Annotated in this window: 21 protein-coding genes; 14 read left to right on the top strand and 7 right to left on the bottom strand. The window is 66.5% G+C overall.

The window, feature by feature from the left end:
- Positions 1 to 23 precede the first annotated feature (23 nt).
- From WC493_RS05805 to WC493_RS05765, 9 genes are all read left to right on the top strand, one after another.
- Entirely contained in the window at positions 24 to 275 is a 252-nt protein-coding gene (locus WC493_RS05805) for a septum formation initiator family protein (protein ID WP_373063480.1), read from the top strand.
- 125 nt (positions 276 to 400) lie between these two features.
- The gene (locus WC493_RS05800; protein WP_373063478.1) at positions 401 to 634 is read left to right on the top strand and encodes a hypothetical protein; all 234 of its coding nucleotides are present in this window, start codon (positions 401 to 403) and stop codon (positions 632 to 634) included.
- 186 nt (positions 635 to 820) lie between these two features.
- Positions 821 to 1,822, top strand: coding sequence for a pyruvate dehydrogenase (acetyl-transferring) E1 component subunit alpha (gene pdhA / locus WC493_RS05795; RefSeq protein WP_373063476.1), 1,002 nt, complete (start codon positions 821 to 823; stop codon positions 1,820 to 1,822).
- A 19-nt stretch (positions 1,823 to 1,841) separates the two neighbouring features.
- Entirely contained in the window at positions 1,842 to 3,209 is a 1,368-nt protein-coding gene (locus WC493_RS05790; RefSeq protein WP_373063474.1) for a pyruvate dehydrogenase complex E1 component subunit beta, read from the top strand.
- A gap of 11 nt (positions 3,210 to 3,220) precedes the next feature.
- A complete protein-coding gene (locus WC493_RS05785) occupies positions 3,221 to 4,486 on the top strand; it encodes a pyruvate dehydrogenase complex dihydrolipoamide acetyltransferase (RefSeq protein WP_373063472.1) in 1,266 nt (421 codons plus the stop codon).
- 10 nt (positions 4,487 to 4,496) lie between these two features.
- The gene (locus tag WC493_RS05780; protein WP_373063470.1) at positions 4,497 to 5,153 is read left to right on the top strand and encodes a pYEATS domain-containing protein; all 657 of its coding nucleotides are present in this window, start codon (positions 4,497 to 4,499) and stop codon (positions 5,151 to 5,153) included.
- On the top strand, positions 5,150 to 6,547 hold the full coding sequence (lpdA, locus tag WC493_RS05775) for a dihydrolipoyl dehydrogenase (protein ID WP_373063468.1): 1,398 nt from the start codon (positions 5,150 to 5,152) through the stop codon (positions 6,545 to 6,547). The genes WC493_RS05780 and lpdA overlap by 4 nt, the downstream gene beginning before the upstream one ends.
- Positions 6,548 to 6,556: 9 nt before the next feature.
- Positions 6,557 to 7,498, top strand: coding sequence for a lipoyl synthase (gene lipA, locus WC493_RS05770; protein ID WP_373063466.1), 942 nt, complete (start codon positions 6,557 to 6,559; stop codon positions 7,496 to 7,498).
- 16 nt (positions 7,499 to 7,514) lie between these two features.
- Positions 7,515 to 7,985, top strand: coding sequence for a type II toxin-antitoxin system RatA family toxin (locus WC493_RS05765; RefSeq protein WP_373063464.1), 471 nt, complete (start codon positions 7,515 to 7,517; stop codon positions 7,983 to 7,985).
- On the opposite strand, the gene WC493_RS05760 is transcribed toward WC493_RS05765, so the two are convergent.
- Positions 7,964 to 10,159 (bottom strand): phosphocholine-specific phospholipase C, encoded by a 2,196-nt coding sequence (locus WC493_RS05760; RefSeq protein WP_373063462.1) that lies wholly within the window; start codon positions 10,157 to 10,159, stop codon positions 7,964 to 7,966. The genes WC493_RS05765 and WC493_RS05760 overlap by 22 nt on opposite strands.
- Before the next feature lie 196 nt (positions 10,160 to 10,355).
- Between WC493_RS05760 and WC493_RS05755 the strand changes: the two genes are divergently transcribed.
- From WC493_RS05755 to WC493_RS05740, 4 genes are read left to right on the top strand one after another with little or no spacing between them, the layout of a single operon-like run.
- Positions 10,356 to 11,438, top strand: a complete 1,083-nt coding sequence (locus WC493_RS05755; RefSeq protein WP_373063460.1) for a toxic anion resistance protein — start codon at positions 10,356 to 10,358, stop codon at positions 11,436 to 11,438.
- Positions 11,439 to 11,443: 5 nt separating this feature from the next.
- Positions 11,444 to 13,015, top strand: a complete 1,572-nt coding sequence (locus WC493_RS05750) for a substrate-binding domain-containing protein (RefSeq protein ID WP_373063458.1) — start codon at positions 11,444 to 11,446, stop codon at positions 13,013 to 13,015.
- A 10-nt stretch (positions 13,016 to 13,025) separates the two neighbouring features.
- Positions 13,026 to 13,634 (top strand): 5-bromo-4-chloroindolyl phosphate hydrolysis family protein, encoded by a 609-nt coding sequence (locus WC493_RS05745; RefSeq protein WP_373063456.1) that lies wholly within the window; start codon positions 13,026 to 13,028, stop codon positions 13,632 to 13,634.
- Positions 13,634 to 14,725 carry a hypothetical protein gene (locus tag WC493_RS05740; protein ID WP_373063454.1) on the top strand — a complete coding sequence of 364 codons (1,092 nt, stop codon included), beginning with the start codon at positions 13,634 to 13,636 and terminating at the stop codon, positions 14,723 to 14,725. Before WC493_RS05745 ends, WC493_RS05740 begins: the two co-directional genes overlap by 1 nt.
- Here WC493_RS05740 and WC493_RS05735 read toward each other — a convergent pair.
- Together WC493_RS05735 and WC493_RS05730 are read right to left on the bottom strand one after the other, a co-directional pair.
- Positions 14,722 to 15,684 (bottom strand): pyridoxamine 5'-phosphate oxidase family protein, encoded by a 963-nt coding sequence (locus WC493_RS05735; RefSeq protein WP_373063452.1) that lies wholly within the window; start codon positions 15,682 to 15,684, stop codon positions 14,722 to 14,724. The two genes, WC493_RS05740 and WC493_RS05735, sit on opposite strands and share 4 nt — an antisense overlap.
- Positions 15,685 to 15,692: 8 nt before the next feature.
- Positions 15,693 to 16,310 (bottom strand): glutathione S-transferase family protein, encoded by a 618-nt coding sequence (locus WC493_RS05730; protein ID WP_373063450.1) that lies wholly within the window; start codon positions 16,308 to 16,310, stop codon positions 15,693 to 15,695.
- 104 nt (positions 16,311 to 16,414) lie between these two features.
- Between WC493_RS05730 and WC493_RS05725 the strand changes: the two genes are divergently transcribed.
- Positions 16,415 to 17,320: a LysR family transcriptional regulator gene (locus tag WC493_RS05725; protein WP_373063448.1), complete on the top strand. Its 906-nt coding sequence runs from the start codon at positions 16,415 to 16,417 to the stop codon at positions 17,318 to 17,320.
- Here the strand turns inward: WC493_RS05725 and murI are convergent.
- Genes murI through WC493_RS05705 form a run of 4 tightly spaced genes read right to left on the bottom strand, consistent with a single transcriptional unit; the run spans position 17,317 to position 20,280 of the window.
- Positions 17,317 to 18,141 (bottom strand): glutamate racemase, encoded by an 825-nt coding sequence (gene murI / locus WC493_RS05720; RefSeq protein ID WP_373063446.1) that lies wholly within the window; start codon positions 18,139 to 18,141, stop codon positions 17,317 to 17,319. The two genes, WC493_RS05725 and murI, sit on opposite strands and share 4 nt — an antisense overlap.
- On the bottom strand, positions 18,138 to 18,656 hold the full coding sequence (locus tag WC493_RS05715) for a CinA family protein (RefSeq protein ID WP_373063444.1): 519 nt from the start codon (positions 18,654 to 18,656) through the stop codon (positions 18,138 to 18,140). The genes murI and WC493_RS05715 overlap by 4 nt, the downstream gene beginning before the upstream one ends.
- On the bottom strand, positions 18,650 to 19,111 hold the full coding sequence (locus tag WC493_RS05710; protein ID WP_373063442.1) for a phosphatidylglycerophosphatase A: 462 nt from the start codon (positions 19,109 to 19,111) through the stop codon (positions 18,650 to 18,652). The genes WC493_RS05715 and WC493_RS05710 overlap by 7 nt, the downstream gene beginning before the upstream one ends.
- Positions 19,111 to 20,280 (bottom strand): bifunctional 2-C-methyl-D-erythritol 4-phosphate cytidylyltransferase/2-C-methyl-D-erythritol 2,4-cyclodiphosphate synthase, encoded by a 1,170-nt coding sequence (locus tag WC493_RS05705; RefSeq protein WP_373063440.1) that lies wholly within the window; start codon positions 20,278 to 20,280, stop codon positions 19,111 to 19,113. Before WC493_RS05705 ends, WC493_RS05710 begins: the two co-directional genes overlap by 1 nt.
- Between the last annotated feature and the right edge of the window lie 45 nt (positions 20,281 to 20,325).

The raw sequence follows: 20,325 nt of genomic DNA, 5'->3' as shown, positions 1-20,325 counted from the left end.
TCGTGCCTGCGGTGGCGACTTGCGTGACCGGCTATTTCGGCTATCACCTGGTCCAGGGCGACTATGGTCTCGTCTCATGGCTGAAGCTCAGCCATGAGATCGAAGAGACCAAGGCCGAACTCGACCAGGTCTCGGGCGAACGCGAGGCCCTGGAGCGCCGCGTCTCCCTGCTGCGCCCCGAAAGCCTCGACCGCGACATGATCGAGGAACGCGCCCGCGTCACCCTGGGCTTCGCCCATCAGAACGACGCCGTCGTCATCAGTCCGACGCCCTGATCCGTCGCGCTGACGCTTTCATCCTCGGCTCTGGGCGGCCAGGATGTACGTCGCCTTTGGGCCTGTTCGAGATGCGCTCGAGGTGATGATCTGGTGACGATCGGTTTCATGATCGGAGACTCCCAATGATCACCGTGGTCCACAACCAGGTGCAGGACGCGATCGAGGTCCACCTGGATGAAAGAGGCGCCGGGCTCCTGATCGCGAGGCTGAAGGAGCTCCTGGCCGGGGGCGACCACGCCCATGTCTATCTGACGGAAGACGACGCCGGCCTCTCGTCCAAGGCGCCCTATGGGGAGGGGCAGGTGTACCGAGAGATCATCATCAATCTCTTGCCCGCCGAAGCCTGGACCGAATAGGCCACTGCCGCCCAGCGGCCGATTCTGACGATTTCTTTCTTCATCCCGCATGAAGCTGCCTGTTGCGGCGCAGCGGATCATGCATTTCTGCATAAATTAGCCTTTAGGCAAGTTGCCGGCCATGCGAAGCCGTCTATTGTCACCGCCAATGGTTGCCGGGCGGCACCGCCATTCACGGAGGATTCGATGGCAAAGGCAGGGCAGAAGAAATCGGAAGAGCCGGTAAAGGCTGGGCCCGGACCCGAGTTGGTCACCTATTACCGCGAGATGCTGCTGATCCGCCGCTTCGAGGAGAAGGCCGGCCAGATGTATGGCATGGGCCTGATCGGCGGCTTCTGCCACCTCTACATCGGCCAGGAGGCCGTGGTGGTCGGCATGCAGGCGGCGCTGAAGCAGGGCGATGCCGTGATCACCGGCTACCGCGACCACGGCCACATGCTGGCCGCCGGCATGGACGCCAAGGGCGTGATGGCCGAACTCACCGGGCGCATCGGCGGCTATTCCAAGGGCAAGGGCGGCTCGATGCACATGTTCTCGAAAGAGAAGCAGTTCTACGGCGGCCACGGCATCGTCGGCGCCCAGGTGCCGCTCGGTACCGGCGTCGCCTTCGCTATGAAGTACCGCAAGACCGACAATGTCTGCCTCGCCTATTTCGGCGACGGTGCCGCCAACCAGGGCCAGGTCTACGAGAGCTTCAACATGGCCGAGCTGTGGCGCCTGCCGGTCATCTATGTGGTCGAGAACAACCAATATGCCATGGGCACCGCCGTGGCCCGCGCCTCGGCCCAGACCAAGCTGCACCGCCGCGGCGACAGCTTCAACATCCCGGGCAAGGAAGTCGACGGCATGGACGTGCTGGCCGTCCGCGAAGCCGGCATGGAAGCGGTGAAATGGGCCCGCGAGGGCAACGGCCCCTATCTCCTCGAAATGAAGACCTATCGCTACCGCGGCCATTCCATGTCCGACCCGGCGAAATACCGCTCCAAGGAAGAAGTCCAGAAGATGCGGACCGAGCACGATCCGATCGACCATGCCCGCGACCTGCTGCTGTCGTCCGGCCTGATCGACGAGGCGGGGCTGAAGGCGATCGACGCCGAGGTGAAGAAGATCGTGGCCGAGGCCGCGGACTTCGCGCAGACGAGCCCGGAGCCGGATCCGAGCGAGTTGATGACGGACATTCTTCTCTGAGAGCGACGGGACAAAGACAATGGCAACCGACATCCTCATGCCCGCCCTCTCGCCCACGATGACCGAGGGCAAACTGGCCAAATGGCTGGTGAAAGAAGGCGACACCATCAAATCCGGCGACGTCATCGCCGAAATCGAGACCGACAAGGCCACCATGGAGGTGGAAGCGGTCGACGAGGGCACCATCCTGAAGATCGCGGTGCCCGCCGGCACCGAGAATGTCGCCGTAAATACGGTGATCGCCGTCGTCGGCGAAGCGGGCGAGAGTGCCGAGGCACCGAAGCCGGCGCCGGTCGCCGCCGTTGCGGCCCCGGCCCCGGCGCCCGCACCGGCCCCCGTGGCGGAAGCCCCCAGGGTCTACGCCGCCCCGGCTTCGGCCCCGGTGTCCGACCTGCCGGACGGCCCGACCGTGACCATGACCGTGCGCGAAGCGCTGCGCGATGCCATGGCGGAAGAGATGCGCGCCGATGCCGCCGTCTTCGTGATGGGCGAGGAAGTGGCGCAGTACCAGGGCGCCTACAAGGTGACCCAGGGTCTCCTGGACGAATTCGGGCCGGAGCGGGTGATCGATACGCCGATCACCGAATATGGCTTCGCCGGCCTCGGCGTCGGTGCCGCCTTCGCCGGCCTGAAGCCGATCGTCGAATTCATGACCTTCAACTTCGCCATGCAGGCGATCGACCACATCATCAATTCGGCCGCCAAGACGCTCTATATGTCGGGCGGGCAGCAGTCCTCGCCCATCGTCTTCCGCGGGCCGAACGGCGCCGCGTCGCGCGTCGGCGCCCAGCACAGCCAGTGCTATGCCTCCTGGTACGCCCATTGTCCGGGCATGAAGGTGGTTTCGCCCTATTCGGCGGCGGATGCCAAGGGCCTGCTGAAGGCGGCGATCCGCGATCCGAACCCGGTGGTCTTCCTGGAGAACGAGATCCTCTACGGCAAGAGCTTCGAGGTGCCGACGGCGGATTACGTGCTGCCGATCGGCAAGGCGCGCATCGCCCGGCCCGGCAAGGACGTCACCCTGGTCGCCTTCTCGATCAGCGTCATGCACGCCCTGGCCGCGGCCGAGATCCTGGCGGGCGAGGGGATCGACGCCGAGGTGATCGACCTCCGCTCGGTCCGGCCGATCGATGTCGAGACCATCGTGCGCTCGGTCCAGAAGACCAACCGCCTGGTCACGGTCGAGGAGGGCTGGGCCGCCTGCGGCATCGGTGCCGAAATCGCCGCCCTGATCATGGAAAACGCCTTCGACTGGCTGGATGCGCCGGTCGCCCGCGTCGCCGGCAAGGATGTGCCCATGCCCTATGCGGCGAACCTCGAAAAGCTCGCGCTGCCCCATGCGGCCGACATCGTGGCGGCGGCCAAAGCCGTCACCTACCGCGCCTGAGGGAGGGAATCATGGCCGTGGAAATCCTGATGCCCGCGCTCTCGCCCACGATGACCGAGGGCAAGCTGGCCAAATGGCTGGTCAAGGAAGGCGACACCATCAAGTCCGGCGACGTGATCGCCGAGATCGAGACCGACAAGGCCACGATGGAGGTCGAAGCGGTCGACGAAGGCACGCTCGCCAAGATCCTGGTGCCTGCCGGATCGGAGAATGTCGCCGTCAACACGCCGATCGCCCTGATCGCCGCCGAAGGCGAGGACGTTTCGGCCGCGGTAGCGCCGGCACCCAAGGCGGCACCCGTAGCCGCCGCGGCCCCGGTCGCCGAAGCGCCGAAGCCCGCCGCGGCCCCGGCGGCGGCACCCGTACCGGCCGCGACCGGTGCCCGCGTCTTCGCGAGCCCGCTCGCGAAGAGAATAGCGAAGGATGCCGGCGTCGACCTCGGCGCGGTGAAGGGCTCCGGCCCCCACGGGCGGATCGTGAAGGCGGATGTCGAAGCGGCGGCCAAGGCGCCCAAAGCGGCGCCCGCGCCGGCCCCGGTCGCGGCCCCCGTCGCCGCGCCGCTGGCACCGAAGCCCGCCGTCTTCCCGTTCCCCGAGGGGTCCTTCACCTCGATCCCGAACGACGGCATGCGCAAGACCGTGGCCAAGCGCCTGACCGAGGCGAAGTCCACCATCCCGCATTTCTACCTGACCATCGATTGCGAGTTGGACGCGCTGCTGGCGCTGCGCACCCAGCTCAACGCCAAGTCGCCGGCCAAGATTTCGGTCAACGACTTCATCCTGCGGGCGTCTGCGCTGGCGCTGAAGAAGGTCCCGGCGGCCAATGCGACCTGGACCGACGAGGCGATCCTGCGTCACAAGCACGCCGATGTGGCGGTCGCGGTGGCGATCGACGGCGGGCTGATCACCCCGATCGTGTTCAACGCCGAAGCCAAGGGCCTCGCCACCATCGCGGCCGAGACCAAGGACCTGGCGGAACGCGCCCGCGCCCGCAAGCTGAAACCCGTGGAGTATCAGGGCGGCACCTTCTCGATCTCCAACCTCGGCATGTTCGGGATCAAGGAATTCGCTGCCGTGATCAACCCGCCGCATGGCGCCATCCTGGCGATCGGTGCCGGCGAGAAGCGTCCGGTGGTGAAGGACGGCGCGCTCTCGGTCGCCACCGTGATGACGGTGACCCTGTCCTGCGACCACCGGGTGGTGGACGGTGCCGTGGGTGCCGAATTCCTGGCCGCCTTCAAGGGTCTGATCGAAGACCCGATGACCATGATGCTGTGAGGAAAAGGCGATGGACGCGATCTTGCAGTCTTGCCAATTGGTGATCGCGTCCGTAGCTGATGTAGGTTCCTTTTTTAAATCGCTTCTCGAATTAAATATTTCTTGGTCGATTATTGTATTATTTTCAATAATTATTTTGCGAAAGAGGATTGTTGGAATTTTAGATGTTCTGATCAGGCGATTGAAGTATGGCAGTGTTATAAAATTCGGAAATTTTGAAATCGGCGCTGTGCCAATAATGAATTCTAACTCAAGTATAAGTGGTAATAAATTTGTAGAATTTAAGAATGATGAGAATTCAGAAATGGGTGATGAAAGAGGCGTTATTTATAATGAATCGAGAAATATTTTTGTTTGTCATAGAATATCGATTTCTAAAAGTGATAATCAATTATATGACATCGATATATATTGCATCACTCATAAAAATGGAACGTTGTCTATTGTAAAAGATGTTTCATATTTTTTGGGGTCTCAATGGAAGAATAAAATAATTATTGCAAATAATAGACACAATGGATTTGCAATAAGAATTTCAGCGTATGGTCCTGTTCTTGTTCTGGCGAAATTGAGGTTCTCTGACGACACGGAATTCCTCCAATACCGTTATGTAGATTTTGAGGGTGCCTATCTGCTTCACGGAAATGCTGAAGGGTCAATAAAATGACAGAGACATTCGACGTCATCGTCGTGGGCGGCGGGCCGGGTGGCTATGTCGCGGCGATCCGGGCGGCGCAACTGGGCTTCAAGACGGCGGTCGTCGAGAAGAAGCACCTCGGCGGTATCTGCCTGAACTGGGGCTGCATCCCCACGAAGGCGCTGCTCCGCTCGGCCGAGATCTATCACTACATGGAGCACGCCGGTGATTACGGCCTGTCGGCCACCGGCATCTCCTTCGACGTGAAGAAGATCGTCGAACGCTCGCGCGCCGTCTCCAAGCGGCTCAACGGCGGCGTCGCCTTCCTCATGAAGAAGAACAAGGTCACGGTGATCGACGGCACCGCCACCCTGACCGGCGCCACCTCGGTCTCGGTCACCAAGGACGGTGCCAAGGTGGGCGACTATGCCGCCAAGCATGTGATCCTGGCGACCGGCGCACGCCCGCGCGCCCTGCCGGGGCTGGAGCCGGACGGCAAGCTGGTCTGGACCTATTTCGAGGCCATGGTGCCGGAGGCGGCGCCGAAGTCGCTCCTGGTGGTCGGCTCGGGCGCCATCGGCATCGAATTCGCCAGCTTCTACCGGACGCTCGGCGTCGACGTGACGGTGGTCGAAGTGCTGCCGCAGATCCTGCCGGTCGAGGACGAGGAAATCGCCACCTTCGCCCGCAAGCGCCTAGAAAAACAGGGCCTGAAGATCCTGACCGGGGCCAAGGTCCTGGGCCTGAAGAAGGGTTCGGACAGCGTCACCGCGACGATCGAGGACGCCAAGGGCGCCAAGAGCGAACTCACGGTCGACCGCGTCATTTCGGCAGTCGGCGTGGTCGGCAATATCGAGAACCTGGGGCTCGAAGCCCTCGGCGTCGCGACCGAGAAGGGCTGCATCAAGATCGACGGCTACGGCCGCACCAATGTGCCGGGGCTTTATGCTATTGGCGATGTTGCCGGCCCGCCCATGCTGGCGCATAAGGCCGAGCACGAAGGCGTCATCTGCGTCGAGGCGATCAAAGGGCTGCACCCGCATCCGATGAAGAAGGAACAGATCCCGGGCTGCACCTATTGCAACCCGCAGGTCGCCTCGGTCGGCCTGACGGAAAAGAAGGCGAAAGAGGCGGGTTACGACGTCAAGGTCGGCCGCTTCCCCTTCACCGGCAACGGCAAGGCCATCGCGCTCGGCGAAGACCAGGGCCTGGTGAAGACGGTGTTCGACGCCAAGACCGGGCAATTGCTGGGCGCCCATATGGTCGGCGCCGAGGTGACCGAGCTGATCCAGGGCTTCGTCGTCGCCATGGGCCTGGAGACCACGGAGGAGGAACTGATGCACACGGTATTCCCGCATCCCACCCTCTCCGAAATGATGCATGAAGCGGTGCTTGACGCCTACGGCCGGGCCATTCACATCTAGGGCATGACCATGAACGATCTTTCAGCCGTCAAGGACGCCACCGAGCAGGTGAAGGCGCGCATCCGCACGCCCAAGCCCGATTGGCTGCGCGTCAAGGCGCCGACCAGCCCCGAATACGGCGAGACGCACGCGATGATGCGTCGTCTCAAGCTGAACACGGTGTGCGAGGAGGCGGCCTGCCCGAACATCGGCGAGTGCTGGAAGAAGAAGCATGCGACGGTGATGATCCTGGGCGACACCTGCACCAGGGCTTGCGCCTTCTGCAACATCAAGACCGGCATGCCGCCCCATGTCGATCCCGACGAGCCGAACAATGTCGCGATCGCCGTGGGCGAGATGGCGCTCGAACATGTCGTCATCACCTCGGTCGATCGCGACGACCTCGCCGACGGCGGGGCGGAGCAGTTCGTCAAGGTGATCCGCCGCCTCCGCGAGACGGCGCCCAAGACCACGATCGAGATCCTGACGCCGGACTTCATGCGGAAGGACGGCGCCCTGGCGAGCGTGGTGGCGGCCAAGCCCGACGTCTACAACCACAATCTGGAAACCGTGCCGCGGCTCTATCCCACCATCCGGCCGGGGGCGCGCTATTTCCATTCCCTCCGCCTGCTCAACCAGGTGAAGGAGCAGGACCCGACCATTTTCACCAAGTCCGGCATCATGGTCGGCCTGGGCGAGACCAAGGCCGAGGTCTATCAGGTGATGGACGATCTCCGCTCGGCCGAGGTCGATTTCATCACCATCGGGCAATATCTCCAGCCGACGCCCAAGCATGTGGCGGTGGATCGATTTGTCACGCCCGAGGAATTCGCCGACTATGCTCAGATGGCGCGCGCGAAGGGCTTCCTCATGGTCTCCGCCTCGCCGCTGACACGCTCGTCCCACCATGCGGGCGAGGATTTCCAGAAGCTGAAGGCGGCGCGCGAAGCAAAGTCGCGCGCCCAGGGTTGATCACCGGACGGAGTTGATGCCGCGCTATACCGAAGTGAAATCGCTGCCCTATAGCGCGGCCCAACTGTTCGATCTCGTCGCCGACATCGCCAAATATCCGGAGTTCCTGCCCTGGTGCGTCGGCGCCCGGGTGCGTGCGCGCTCCGAGAAGCTGATCATCGCGGACCTGATGATCGGCTATAAGGCGTTCCGCGAGCGCTTCACCTCGGCGGTGGCGATGAACCCGCCGGACAATATCGACGTCACCTTCACCGAAGGCCCGTTCTCCTACCTGAAGAACCACTGGCGCTTCCTGGCCACGCCGGACGGTAGCCCTGGTTGCGTGGTCGACTTCCTGGTCGACTTCGAATTCCGCAACAAGGTCTACCAGCAGGTGATCGGTGGCGTCTTCGAAGACGCCGCGAGGCGCATGGTCGCGGCCTTCGAGACCCGCGCCCATGCCCTCTACGGCGATCCCGCCGCGGCTCAGTCGACCGCGGCGATCTGAGCCAGTACCGCGGCCGGATCGGAAATCCCGTTCTGCCCGGTTTCCATGCGGCCGGCGAAGCGGCGGGCGAAACCCGTCTCCTCGCCCTTGAGGGCGACGGTGTAATCGTACCAATTGCCCTGGATTCCGACCGCGCGGGTCAGGGCCTGGCGGCCGCCGGCCGCGAGATCGACCGTGGTCGAGAAGCTCTCGTAGGCGTTGGCGGTCACGCTCAACCTGCAGGCGGTGATGCCGGTATTGGTGAGCGTGAGCACGACGTTACGGCCCGCCCGGTCATAGGTCAGGATCGCCTTCGGGTTGGTCCGGCCCTTGAGCCCCGCGACCGCGATACTGCCCGAGACCCGGCGATGGTAGCTGTTGGGCCCCAGGATCCAGAGGTCATAGGCCATATGGTCGGCCACGGCATCCCAGGTCGCGCTGAGGCTCTTGCCCGCCTCGACCATGTAGCGGCGCGGCACCCGGTCGAGGTGCAGCTGGTCGAAGACATGGAAGACGGCGGCGGCACGCCCTGTGTTGCGGAAGACCAGCTGCATACCTGTCACGGTCGGCCTCGAGTCGACGTGAAGCTCGTAGGGCAGGGGACGGGACGGGCGGATGCGGGCTTCGACCTCGGGCATCGCCTGGGCCGCCTCGTCGGGGATCGCCACCTGCGAACGCAGCGCCTGCGACATACGAAGCGCGTCGACGGCGATCTTGGTCCGGGTCGGCAGGTCCGGCACCGCCGTATTGGGCGTCACGAAATCGAAGCAGGACGTGAGGTCGCCGCACACGGTCCGGCGGTAGGGCGCGATATTGGGCTCGTGCACGCCAAAGCGTGCCTCGATGAAGCGCAGCACCGAGGTGTGGTCGAAAGTCTCCGAGGCGACCCAGCCACCCCGGCTCCACGGCGAGATGACGAGGCAGGGCACGCGCGGACCGGGACCATAGGGCTGGCCGTCGGGGGCTGGCTGGCTGTGATAGTCCGCGGGGGCGGGGTGGGTGAAATATTCGGCCGAGAGATCGGCTTCTTTCATCGTCGTCGCCCCGGCCAATGAACCATCGGCATTCCGCGACGGCACCACCGGCGGCGGCACATGGTCGAAGAAGCCGTCGTTCTCGTCGAAATTGACGATGAAGACGGTCTTGCTCCAGGTATCCGGGTCCGAGGTCAGGATTTCCAGGACCCGCTGCATGTACCAGCCGCCCTGGATCGGGCTCGAGGACGAGGGATGCTCGCAATAGAAGGACTCGGGGATGATCCAGGAAACCTGGGGCAGCTTGCCGTTCTTCACGTCCCGCTTGAGGGCGGTCAACATGCCGCCGTCCGGCATGGTGTTGCCGGCGCCCTTGTAGAGCGGCTGCTTCTTGTCCATCGCCTCGATCCAGGGCCACCAGGGCAGGCCGTCGAGCGGCGAATTGCCGACCCCTTCACTGGCCTTGCGATACTGGCGGAAGCCCACGAGGACGTTGAGGCCGCCGTTGTCCGGCATGTTCTGGTAGACCTTCCAGGAAACGCCGGCCGCTTGCAGGCGCTCCGGGTAGGTCGTCCAGTCGTAGCCCTGCGAGGAAGGCCCCATCAGCGTCGTATAGAGGTCGTTCAGGACCAGGGCGCTGCCGTTGCCGGTCGGGCCGTTGGTTCCGGTCATATGGAACAGGCGGTTCGGGTTGGTGCCCGACAGCACCGAGCAATGATAGTTGTCGCAGAGCGTGAAAGCGCTGGCGAGCGCCCGCTGGAAGGGGATCTCGGCCTCGGTGTAATAGCCCATCGACTGGTCCTCCTTGTAGAGGGTCCAGTTCGAGATACGGCCCTGGTCCCAGGTCGAATGGGTGTCGCTCCATCCGTGCGGCGTGCCGGTGACGCGCTGGGCGTTGCCCTTGGATTGGTCCAGGTGATAGGGCATGATGTAACGTGAACCATTCCACTGCTGGAACACCGTCCGATCCGCCGGATGCGGCACGGTGAAGCGGTCGGCGAAGCCGCGCACGCCGGGGAAGGTGCCGAAATAGTGATCGAAGGCGCGGTTTTCCTGCATCAGCACGACGATGTGCTGCACGTCCTTGATCGACTTGGTGGCATTGTTGGCATCGATCGCCAGTGCATTGCGGATCGCCGCCGGAAAGGCCGCCGCCGCGGCCCCGCCGCCGGCCAGCAGGCCCGCCTTCTTCAGGAAATCACGCCTGTTCTCACCCGTCATCTAAGCCCCCTGTGCAACGAATCCAGGGGATGGTTACCGACAATCTTTTCAGTACGGTGGCCGGCCTATGACAACCGCCGGCAATCGTCCCCGGATCGGCGGTGTCGGTGGGGGCTTCCGGGTCATGCTGTCGATTGTCGCCGAACTGTCATAGAATCGCGCTTCAATCATTGCCGGCGACGAGGGGGCACGGATCATGACCACGGCCGATGCGGAATTCACGACCGGGGGCGCCGCAGTGCCGGCGCTGGCGACCGATCCCAACCGGGTCGCGGTGATCGCTGGCGGCATCGACCTGGGCAACCGGGCGGAGCTTTCCTCCTTCGGCGACGGGGCGCAACGCTCGGTCACCGCCTATGCCGACAAGATTCTGGCCCAGACCCGCAACAAGGAATTGGGCGATACCGGCAAGCTGCTGGTCGACATCATCGAAAAGGCCAGGGGGCTGGACCCCGCCAGCCTGAAATCCGGCGGCTTCTTCGAGCGTATGTTCTCCTCCCTCGAAGCCCGCGTGCGGCGCTTCGCGGCCCAGTTCGAGGATGTCGCCGGCCAGGTCGACGGCATCATGCTCGAACTCGATCGCCACAAGGACCGCCTCAAGCGCGACATCGCCGTGCTCGACGACCTGCATGAAGAGACCAAGCGGGCGATCGGCGAGCTCGATGCCTTCATCGCCGCCGGCAAGGCCTTCGCCGAGACCTATCGGGCCGGCGAACTCCAGCGTCTGAAGGCGGCGGCCGACGGTGCCGCGGCCGGGGGCGACGCCATGCTGGCAGCGCAGAGCTATCAGGATGCGGTCCAGGCCCTGGACCGGCTGGAAAAGCGCGTCTTCTACCTCCAGCAGGCGCGCCAGATCGGCATCCAGCAACTGCCGCAGATCCGGATCGTGCAATCCGGTGACGAGACCCTGATCGAGAATCTCCAGGCGACGTCCCAGCTCACCATCCCGGTCTGGAAGCAGAAGATGATCCTGCTTCTCGGCCTCACCCGCCAGCAACAGGCCCTGGATCTCCAGAAGACCGTGACCGACGCCACCAACGAGATGATGAAGCAGGCGTCGCAGATGATGAAGGAACAGGCGGTCGCGATCGAGCAGCAGTCGCAGCGGGGCATCGTCGACATCGAAACCCTGGAACAGACCAACCGCGACCTGATCGACACGATCTCCAGCGTGCTGCGCGTGCAACAGGAAGGCCGACAGAAGCGCGTCGTCGCCGAACAGCGGATGGAGGCGATGACGAGCGATCTTCAGCGCAGCCTGACCGCCGCAAAAGGGTGAGCGCCATGGTCGCGAAGCTGCTGCGGTCGTGCCTCGTCGGCGCCGCAGTGCTGACCGCGGCCGGCTGCGACAGCGGCCCCAAGTTCGATTTCACCATCGTCGCCGGCTCCGAGAACCAGGTCCTTGAGCCGATCGTTCAGGAATTCTGCGCCGAAGAGCATGTCACCTGCCGGATGGCCTATCTCGGCTCGCTCGACATCGGTCTTTCGCTGCGCAGTGGGCAGGAGACGACGGTCGATGCCGTCTGGCCGGCGTCGAGCATCTGGATCGACCTCTTCGACACGGAGCGACGGGTCAGCCATCTCCAGTCCATTTCGCAGAATCCGGTGGTGCTCGGCGTCCGGAAATCGAAGGCTGAGGCGCTGGGCTGGACCAAGGGGCCGGTTTCGAGCGCCGACGTCCTGAAGGCGGTCGAGGCCGGCGATCTCCGCTTCCTCATGACCTCGGCGACCCAATCCAATTCGGGCGCTGCCGCCTATCTCGCCATGCTGGCGGCGGCGCGCGGCAAGGCCGTGTTGGAAGCGGCCGATCTCGACGATCCCGCCACCCTGGACCAGGTGACGCGGCTGCTGCGCGGTGTCGAGCGCTCCTCGGGCTCGAGCGGCTGGCTCGGCGATCTCTATGTCGACGGGGCGAGCAAGGGCGCCAGCTATGACGCCATGTGGAATTACGAAGCGGTCCTGAAGGAAACCAACGACCGCTTGGCCGCCAAGGGGATCGAGCCCCTGTGGGCGATCTATCCGACTGACGGTGTCGCTATTTCGGATTCGCCCCTCGGCTTCCTCGGCCACGGCCGGCCGAAGGAGGTGGAGGATTTCTTCGAAGCGCTCCAGGCCCATCTGCTGGCGCCCGAGGTGCAGGCCCGGGTCGCCGCCACCGGCCGGCGCGTCGCCCTCGGCCGGGCGGCACCGGCCAAGGCGGAACCGGCCTGGAACTTCGATCCCTCGCGCTTGGTGACGGCGGTGCAGATGCCCGAGGCGGCGGTCATCCGCAAAGCCCTGACGCTCTATCAGGAGGCGCTGCGCCGGCCGTCGCTCACCGCGCTCTGCCTCGATTTCTCGGGCAGCATGCAGGGCGAGGGGGAGAGCGCGCTGCGCCAGGCGGTCTCCTTCCTCTTCACGCCGGAACGGGCGGCCGAACTCCTGGTCCAATGGTCGCCCAAGGACCGGGTCTTCTTGATCCCCTTCAGCGGCCGGGTCGCCGGGGTCTGGGACGGCACGGGATCGCCCGCCGACCAGGCCCGGCTGCTGTCCCAGGTCTCGCGCCAGCACGCCGACGGCGGCACGGACATGTATGCCTGCATCCGCGAAGCCTATGCCCGCATGGCGCCCCTGATCGCGGCCGACGACTTCCTGCCCGCCATCGTGATCATGACCGACGGGCGGAGCGAGGGCGACCCGGAGGCCTTCCTCGCCACCCGCAGCGCCGCCGAACAGCGGATCCCGATCTTCGGCATCACCTTCGGCAGTGCCGATCGCAGCCAATTGGAAACCCTGGCCGGGGCCACCGGGGCGCGCGTCTTCGACGGCGCCAAGGATCTGACCGGCGCCTTCCGCTCGGCCCGCGGCTACAACTGACGAGGGCGGCTTGAGCGAAGATCGGAACTGGCTGATTGCAGGGTTCCTCGGTGCTGTCACGGTGCCGGGCCTGACCTTCGGCGCGGGGCTTCCTTTCGTGGTGTCGGCGGGCATCGGCGTCGCCGTCTTCGCCGGCCTCCTGTTCCTGCTCGCACCGCGCCGGGTCTTCGAGGGGATCGACGTTTCGGCGATCGGACGGAGCCGGCTCGACCTCGCGCGAAAAGTGCTGGGCGACGCGCTGCCCCAGGTGGACCGGCTGGATCAGGTGGCGAAGGAAATCCGCAAACCCGACGTCAAGGCCAGGGTCGCACGGCTCGCCGTGGTGGCGCGGGGCATCCTGGCCGGGGTCGAGCAGGACGCCAACCGGCTCGCCGCCGTGCAGCGCTTCCTCACCTATTATCTGCCCCAGGCGGGTGAGATCGCGGCGCGCTACCCTGTGCTCGAACAGATGAGCCGGCCGGACGCGGCCCTGGTCACCCAGACCGAAGGCGTGATCGCCAAGCTCGAGGACGCCTTCGGCCATTACAAGGATTCGCTGCTCGACAGCGACCTCGCGGACCTCGACGTCGAGCTTCGCCTGATCGAGACTGCAATCCGTGACGACATGGGGAAACGCTGATGGCGGTGACACGGCGTGCTCTCGGCCTCGGGTTGCTCGGCGCCAGCGTGGCGGCCACCGGCGGCTTCCTCTATTTCCGCGACACGCCCTTCCTGCGCCCGCCGACCCGGCTCGCGGGCTTTGTCGGGGGCGAGAAGAAGAGCTTCCTGGCCAATCCGAAGACGCGCGACGCCCTGGCCTCGGCCGGTTTCGAACTCGACGCGCGGACCGCCGGCTCGGTCGAAATGGTGCGCGCGCCCGAGATCCTGGCCCAATTGCCGCAATTCCTCTGGCCGTCGTCTTCCGTCATGGTCGAGATCGCCAAGGCGAGCAACCTCCCGGTCCGCAAGGCGCAGGTGATCCTGAATTCACCGATCGTGGTCTATTCCTGGTCCAATGTGATCGACGGGCTGGCCAAGGCCGGCATCGTCAAGCCGGATGCCGCCGGTCACATGACCATCGATCTCCTGGCCTTTCTGAAGGCCTTGTTGGCGGAAAAGACCTGGGCCGATCTCGGCGTCGCCGAACTCTTCGGCAAGGCCAGGATCGTGTCGACCGACCCCAACCTGTCGAATTCCGGCTTCATGTTCGCCGGGCTGGTCGCCAACCTGCTGGCGGGCGATGTGGCGACGGCCGATACGCTGACCAAGGTGGAGGGCGACGTCGAGACGCTGTTCCGCCGCATGGGCTACAAATCCCATTCGTCCGGCGGCCTGTTCGAGGATTACCTGGCGGGCGGGCCGGGCGCCTATCCCATGATCGTCGGCTATGAGAACCAACTCGTCGAATGGATCATCGCAGATCCGCCGCGTTGGGGCCGGGTGATGAAAGGCTCGGCCAAGCCGGTCGCGCTCTATCCGGTGCCGACGGTCTACTCCGCCCATCCGCTGCTGAGCCTCGCCGCCCCGGCAGACGGGCTGATCGACGCCCTGACCAGCCCGGACCTGCAGGCCATCGCCTGGTCTGATCATGGTTTCCGCGGCCCTCTGGGTACGCCGGGTGCCTCGGCCCACCCCGATGTCGCGGCCCTGATCCCGGAGCGGCTGGACGCCATCGCGCCCATGCCCGAAGCCGGGGTGATGCTGGCCCTGCTGGCCCGTCTCGCCGCCTAGAAGCCCGTTTCGTCCCAGGTGCCGGTCGGCACGAGCTGGCGCGCCGGGACGGGATCGCTCCAGCGCAGCGGCAGGGCGCCGGGCATAATCACGCCGGCCGTCAGGCGGAAGCGGAGCAGGCGCTCCGCCCCGGCGAATGCGGCCAGCATGGGACCCTCCCAGATCACCTCCGCCTCGCCGGTCAGAGAGATCTGGGTGCCGTCGGCATAGTCGATGAACAGGAGCCCGGCCTTCGGGTTGGCGGCGATATTGCCGAAACTGTTGAACAGCCCGTTGCCCCGGAAATCCGGTACCAGCAATTCGTCCGCCGTCTCGCCGGCCTCGATCCGGACGAAGCCGGGCCGGCCGCCCCGGTGGGACATGTCGGCCCCGTCGCCCAGGCCAGGCCCGCCTGCGGTGGCCGAGGCGGTTGCCAGGTAGAAGGTATCGGCCAGGCGGATCGTCTCGACCACGCCGGGGTTCAGGCGGCGGCCGAGGGTGCGGATCTCGACCGTCTTCGGCGCCACCACCAGGGTCGGTCGGCGGCGCTGGATATATTGCGGGCAATTGCCGAAGCTCTGCCGCACGCGGACGGCGAAGCCCCGCGCGGTCAGGCCGACCACCGTGCCGTTCATGCGGTTGCGCCGCTGCGTCTCCGGCTCGATGCCCAGCAGGCCGAGGGGGGCACCGAGGGCCAGCGTCGCCGCCAGCGGGCTGCCCGGCGGCGGCAGGGCGCGCACCACCAGGGCGCTCGGGTCCGGGCTTTCCATAAAGCCGGGCGCGCCGGCGAGGGCGGAGGCCCAGACCCTTCCGTCGCCGTCCACGCTGCCGACAAGGAGCAGGGGCAGGCTGGCGAAAAAGGCCCGGTGTTGGTCCGGCATATGGTCCCGGATCATATGCGGGCCGATCTGCTCGCACTGGTCGCGGGTACCGGCGCGGCGCTGGACTTCCTGTTCGCCGGTGTGGAAGAGCGGGCCCATGGCGGGTCTCAGGCCGCCGCCGGCAAGGGCGGCATGGCGCGGAAGCCCGGCAGCGCTTCCACCCGGCCGAGCCAGGCGCGGATCGCCGGATAGGGTTCGAGCGGGATGCCGCCTTCCGGTGCCGCCGCGGTATAGGAATAAAGGGCGACGTCGGCGATGGTCGGCCCCGGCCCGGCCAGGAAATCGCGCGTCGCCAGATGGCGCTCCATCAGGGCGAAGAGCCGTTCCGCCGTCGTCTGCGCGGTGCCGAGGTCGAGCGGTGCCCGGAAGCTGAGGGCGAGGCGGGCCGTGGCCGGGCCCCGGAACAGCGGCCCCGCCGCGATCGACAGCCAGCGCTCCACCTCGGCGCCGCCTTCCGCATCGTTCGGCAGCCATGCGCTGCCGGGTGCATATTTCCGCGCGAGATAGACCAGGATCGCATTGCTTTCGGCGAGCAGGAGGCCGCCGTCGTCCAGCACCGGCACCTGGCCGGCCGGATTGACCGCCAGGAAGGGGGGCTTGCGCTGTTCGCCCTTGGCCAAATTGACCGGGACCGTCTCGAACGGGAGGCCGAGCAGCGAAAGGAACAGCGCCACCCGGTGGCAATGGCCGGAATAGGCGAAATCGTAAAGACGGAGCTGGGTCATGGCGTCGATCCGGTGGTTCAGCGGTCATGCCAGGGTGATCGTTGCAGCAGCCGGTCTGAATAGTCACAATCGGCAAGTCTAAATTCCAGAAATCGGAACAATCTATGGACCGGTTGGACACCATGCGGATCTTCGTCTCGGTCGCCGATCGCCAGGGTTTCGCGGCCGCGGCGCGCGACCTGAACCTGTCGCCGCCAGCGGTGACGAGGGCGATCGCTGCCTTGGAAACCCGCTTGGGCGCCCGCCTGCTGGAGCGGACGACGCGCGCCGTCCGCCCGACCGAGGCGGGGCTGCGCTTCCTGGCCGACGCCCGTCGTATCCTGGCCGAGGTGGCGGAGGCGGAGGCTTCGGCGACGGGCAGCCACGGCAGGCCGGCGGGTACGCTGGGCGTCACGGCGCCGGTGATGTTCGGGCGCCTTCATGTGGCGCCGGCCTTTTTCGATTTCCTGGCCGAGCACAGGGCGGTGAACGGCCGCCTGCTGCTGCTCGACCGGGTGGTGGACTTGATGGAAGAGGGGCTGCATGTCGCCGTCCGCATCGCCCAGCTGCCGGATTCGGCGTTGACCGCGATCCGCTGCGGCCAAGTGCGCCGGGTCGTTTGCGCCGCCCCCGCCTATCTGGAGCGGCGGGGCCCGCCGCGCCGGCCGGAGGACCTCACAGAGCATGACGCCATCGCCTTTTCGAGCGCTTCGCAGCCCGGTCCCTGGCTCTTTCCGGCGGCGGGCGGCGGGCTCGATCCCGTGCTGCCGGCCCATCAGATGCTGGTCAATACCGCCGACGCGGCCGTGGCTGCCGCGGTCGCCGGCCATGGTGTCGTCCGCGTGCTGTCCTATCAGGCGGCGGCCGATGTCGCGGCCGGCCGCCTGGTCCACCTGCTGGAGGATTTCGAGCCGCCGCCGGTCCCCGTCCAGGTCGTCCATCTCGACGGGCGGCGGGCGGCGGCCCGGATTCGCGCCTTCGTCGACTTCATGGTCGATCGTCTGCGCACCAATCCGGTGTTGCAGGTCTAGAGATCGACGATCTCGACGTCCGAGGGCGCCACCGGGCGGCCCAGGAAGATGGTGGCGACGCGGCCGAAGCGGGAGGCGGAATCGGTCGCCATGAAATGCACGGTTCCGCGCCCCACCGGCGCCGCCAAGTCACCGGCGGCGAGGGCGGCTTCGACCGCCTCGGCCGCGGTCGAGGCACTGTCGACCAGGGCTACGCCGGGGCCGGCCACGGCGGCGATCGCCTGCGCGAGCAGGGGGAAGTGGGTGCAGCCGAGCACCAGGACTTCGGGCCGCGGACGGCCGTGGTTCAGGATCGGCTCGATATAGCGCCGAGCTGCGGCTTCGACCGCCTCGCCCTCGGTCCAGCCTTCCTCCGCCATCGCGACGAAGACCGTGCAGGCCTGCTGCCGGACTTCAGCATCTGGCCGCAAGTCCTTGATCGCTTTGAGGTAGGCGCCTGAACCGACGGTCGATTCCGTGGCCAGCACGCCGATCAGACCGCGGGGCGCTGCCGCGACCGCGGCGGCGGCACCCGGCTCGATCACGCCGATCACCGGGATCGCCGGAAAGGCCGCGCGCAGCGCCGGCATGGCGTGGGCGGAGGCGGTGTTGCAGGCGATCACCAGCATCTTCACGCCCCGCTCGACCAGGTGGCCGGCGGCCTGCACGGCATAGCGCGCGACCGTCTCCGGGCTCTTGGTGCCATAGGGCAGGCGGGCGGTGTCGCCGAGGTAGAGGAGATTTTCCGCCGGCAGGCGATCAGCGATCGCATCGAGGACGGAAAGACCGCCGACACCGGAATCGAAGATCCCGATCGGCAGGCGGGCAGGGGAAGCGGTCATGCGAGGAGCGGTGCGGCGACGGCCTGTTCGAGGAGTTTCAACGCCTGGTCGAGGGTGGCCAGGCGAACGGCCGAGCGGCCGATGTCGCCGAAGCGGCGCTCGACATGGAGGACGATTCCGCCCTCCCGCGCCAATGCGAAATGGACAAGGCCGACCGGCTTTTCGGCACTGCCGCCGCCCGGCCCGGCGATCCCGGTGACGGCGACGGCGATATGGCCGCGGCTGCGGGCCAGCGCCCCTTCTGCCATGGCGCGGACGACCGGCTCCGAGACCGCGCCATGGGCCAACAGCAGGTCCTTGGGCACCCCGAGAAGTTCGGCTTTGGCATGGTTCGAATAGGTGATGAAGCCGCGTTCGAGAACGGCGCTGGAGCCGGCGATCTCGGTCAGCAGGCCGGCGATCAGGCCGCCGGTGCAGCTCTCGGCCGTGGCGATGCGCAGGCCCCGTTCGGTGGCGGCCTTGACCAAGGCAGCGGCGCGGGTTTCCAGAGCGTCGGGGAACAAGCTCGTCACCATATTTCCACCAATCCTCCCATCAGGACGAGGCCCATCAGCCCGGCGATGACATCGTCGACGACGATGCCGAAGCCGCCCGGCAGGTTGCGGTCGGCCCAACTCGCGGGCCAGGGTTTCAGGATGTCGAGCAAACGAAAGAGCGCGAAACCGATCGCGAAAAGCAGGAGATCGTTCGGCACCAGCACCAGGGTGAACCACTGGCCGGCGAATTCGTCGATCACCACGCTGCCCGGGTCCTTCACGTCCATCGCCCGGGCGTAGACGCCGGAGGCCCAGATCCCGATCACGGTGACCAAGAGGCCGGCCGCGGCGAGGCCCCAGGGGCCGCCCGCCTGGCGGATGAACCAGGCCGGCAGCAGGGCGGCGAGGGAGCCCCAGGTCCCGGCCGGTCCCGGCAGATGGCCGACCCAACAGCCGGTGGAGAGAATGCGGGCAGGGTGCCAGGCAGGCAGCATCAGGGAAGCCTCACGGTGGCCACCGCCTGGGCGGCAATGCCTTCGCCGCGCCCGGTGAAGCCGAGTTTTTCGGTGGTTGTGGCCTTCACGCTGACCCGATCGGCCGCGATGCCGAGGATTTCGGCGATGCGCGCCCGGATCACTTCCCGCTGCGGGCCGACCTTGGGCCGTTCGCAGATCACGGTCAGGTCGACATGGGCGATCGCGCCGCCCCGGGCGGCCACCAGGCTCGCCGCATGGGCCAGGAAGCGGTCGGAGGAAACGCCGCGCCACTGCGGGTCGCTGGGCGGGAAATGCTGGCCGATGTCGCCGGCACCGATCGCGCCGAGCACGGCGTCGGTCAGGGCGTGCAGGGCGACGTCGGCGTCGGAATGGCCGATCAGGGCACGGTCGTGGGCGAGTTTCACGCCGCCGAGCCAGACACCGTCGCCGGGGCCGAGGGCGTGAACATCGAAGCCCATGCCGGTTCTGACGTCCGGCAGGGCCGCGAACAGGCGCTTCTCGGCGCGTTCGATGTCCTCGGCGGTGGTCAGTTTCACGTTGTCCTCGTCCCCCGGTACCAGGGCGACGTCAAGCCCTTCGGCCGTCGCCACCGCGGCATCATCGGTCATTTTCGCGTCCCTTTGGCGACGGTGGGCCGCAAGGATCGCAGCAAAATCGAAGCCCTGGGGCGTCTGCGCCCGAAAGAGCCCGTCGCGCTGGACTGTCTCGCCGATCAGGCCGCCCGCGCCGCGCTTCAGCGTGTCGACCACGGGCTGGGCCGGAATGGCGCCGGCATGGGCGGCGAGAGCGGCCAGCACGCGGTCGATCAGATCGGGGGCGGCGAAAGGCCGGGCGGCGTCGTGGATCAGGACGAGGCGGGGCGGCCGGGGCAGGGCGGCCAGGGCTTCGAGGCCGGCGAGCACGCTCGCTTGGCGGTCCGTGCCGCCGGGGACGACGGGGCCGACTTCGATCCCGGCCAGAATCTCCGCCACGGCGGCGGGCGAATCGGTGGCGATCGCGATCGGGCCGACGGCGGCATGGCGCCGCAGGGCTTCGACCGTCCAGCGCAGCAACGGCTTGCCGGCCAGGCAGCGATATTGCTTGGGCCCGCCGGGGCCGGCGCGGCTGCCGCTGCCCGCGGCGGCGAGGACCACGCCTACTTCCGCTGCTGGTGACGATTCGTTCATGCCGAGACACTAGCCTCGGGCGGCGCCAGGGCCTAGTGTCGCCAC

Source organism: Zavarzinia sp., assembly GCF_041650655.1.
In the GTDB taxonomy this organism is placed as follows: Bacteria; Pseudomonadota; Alphaproteobacteria; order Zavarziniales; family Zavarziniaceae; genus Zavarzinia.
The sequence above is the reverse complement of the archived record's forward strand: the minus strand, read 5'-3'. Positions and strand labels throughout refer to the sequence as shown.